General features: G+C 48.7%; 1 protein-coding gene and 1 pseudogene. Both read left to right on the forward strand.

The window, feature by feature from the left end; all coding sequences use genetic code 11:
* The first annotated feature begins 81 nt into the window (after window positions 1–81).
* The gene (mobB, locus tag QGT73_RS17175) at window positions 82–1,398 is read left to right on the forward strand and encodes a conjugal transfer protein MobB (RefSeq protein WP_280123237.1); all 1,317 of its coding nucleotides are present in this window, start codon (window positions 82–84) and stop codon (window positions 1,396–1,398) included.
* Window positions 1,399–1,424: 26 nt separating this feature from the next.
* Window positions 1,425–2,114, forward strand: a pseudogene (locus QGT73_RS17180) (YWFCY domain-containing protein); the annotation flags it as partial.
* Window positions 2,115–2,234: the final 120 nt, after the last annotated feature.

A 2,234-nucleotide genomic window follows, 5' to 3' on the forward strand; every position in this document is an offset into this window, starting at 1 on the left:
AGTATATACCAATGGAGAGCCGGATACGCTGAAAGGTGTAAGTCCGGTTCGGGGGCAGACTCGGGGAAACCTACCGCAGAAATGCGGCAAGGCGCCCCGGTGTCGAGCCTACAAATCAACAAGGAGAAGGGCAAGGTGCTTGCCACTAATAAAATCTACAATGACGGCAGCGGCACCATCAACATCCACCGCGCTTTTGAAGACTTCAAGATGTGGATGCCTCAATCCACCAAAGCGGAGAAACCGATGATGCACATATCCTTGAATCCGCATCCAGACGACCGTCTTAGTGATGCCGAATATGCTCAATTGGCACACGAGTATATGGAAAAGATGGGCTTTGCAGATATGCCATATCTCATCGTCAAGCACGAAGACATTGATCGCCACCACATTCACATTGTTGCTCTTAGGGTACGACCGGACGGCACGGCAATATCTACCAAGAACAACTTTTACAAGAGTAAGGAGATAACCCGCGAACTTGAAAAGAAGTATGGTCTTCATTCTGCCGAACGTCAGAAGGTTACGCCGGATATGCCAATCAACAAGGTTGATCCGAATGGAGATGTCAAGCGTCAGGTGGCTATGGCTGTAAAGCTGGTCGGGATGCGCTATAAGTTCCAGACATTAGGCGAATACAATGCTGTCCTCTCCTTATATAATATAAGGTGTGAGGAAGCCGACGGCCGATATAACGGTCGTGAGTATCATGGTCTGGTCTATTTCGCAATGGACGATGACGGCAAAACTATCTCAACTCCGCTGAAGGCTTCACGACTTGGTAAGTTTGCCGGTCGTGAGGCTGTTGACCAGCGTTATCAGAATGCCAAAGAGAAGATAGATGTCAGACCCACGAAAAGAAAAGTCGCAGCGGTCATGGCGCAGTCATCCGGCAAGGACGATTTCATTGCCCGTCTGAAAACGGAGAATATAGACCTTGTGCTTCGATACACCGATGATGGCCGGATATATGGGGCCACCTATATCGACCACAATACCCGGACAGTTCTCAACGGCTCCCGTCTCGGCAAGGAGTTTTCTGCCAACGCCCTTGAAAAGTGGTTCAATAATCCGGCTGAGAAACCGATTGTCCAGACGCATAGTAACACTAAGGACAACGGAACGGCTCCTGACAATAGTCAGCATCAGTATCAGCATCAGGGTGGAGACAGCCAATCCGACGGCACAGCATCCGACAATCAATCCAACCGGCACGGGCATACTGCACAATCAACATCCGCTCAAAGCCAATCCCACGGATATGATGACACTTCCATGTTCGAGGGGCTGGGCGGTTTGTTCTCTGTCGGCCCGGCTTTCGATGCACAGGAAGAAGCCTTCTATCGCGAGATGCAACGGCGTAAGAAGAAAAAACGTCGTGGTCCGAAACTCTAATTCTAAATTTCTAAATCAAAACAAGTATGTCACAACAAGAAGATGACCTGCGGTCGCTTGCCAAAATCATGGATATGCTTCGTGGCGTAGCCATGATACTTGTGGTCGCTAATATCTATTGGTTCTGCCAGTCGCTTATAGGCGGCTGGCGGTTCCACGCCGAGACAATGAAGGTGCTCGGCAATCTCAATGAGGCCGGCGGACTGTTCAACAATCCGTGGAACGCCAAATGGTGGGCGCTACTTTTTCTTGCCCTTTCGTGCTTCGGCACGAAGGGTGTCAAGAATGAGAAAATCCAATGGCGCCAAATCTGGATTATCCTGTCGGTTGGTGTCTCTCTGTTCTTCCTCAATTGGTGGATGCTCTATATCCCTTTGACGGTTCTCTATATTATTACTACAGTGGCAGGTTTTATCTGTCTCTTGTTGGGAGGTGTATGGATAAGCCGTTTGTTGAAGAACAATATGATGGACGACCGCTTCAACGAGGAAAATGAATCGTTCATGCAGGAGACCGAGAAGAAGACAAATGAATATTCCATCAACCTCCCCACAAAATTCTTTTACAAAAAGAAGTGGAACAGAGGCTGGATTAACGTCGTAAACCCATTCAGGGCTACAATAGTGCTTGGCACCCCCGGCTCCGGCAAGTCATACGCGGTAGTCAATAACTTCATCAAGCAGCAGATTGAGAAGGGGTTCAGCTTGTACGTCTATGGTGCGCCAGTCAAGGTAGTGTCTTAATAGTCCCTTTGGCAAGGATTAGGCAAGTGTTCTTTGAAAATGACCTATCATCACCGACTTATCTGTCCAACGAAAGACGGCAGGGAGTGTAGC

Origin of the sequence: Duncaniella muricolitica (genome assembly GCF_910574735.1) — a bacterium.
Classification (GTDB): domain Bacteria; phylum Bacteroidota; class Bacteroidia; order Bacteroidales; family Muribaculaceae; genus Duncaniella; species Duncaniella muricolitica.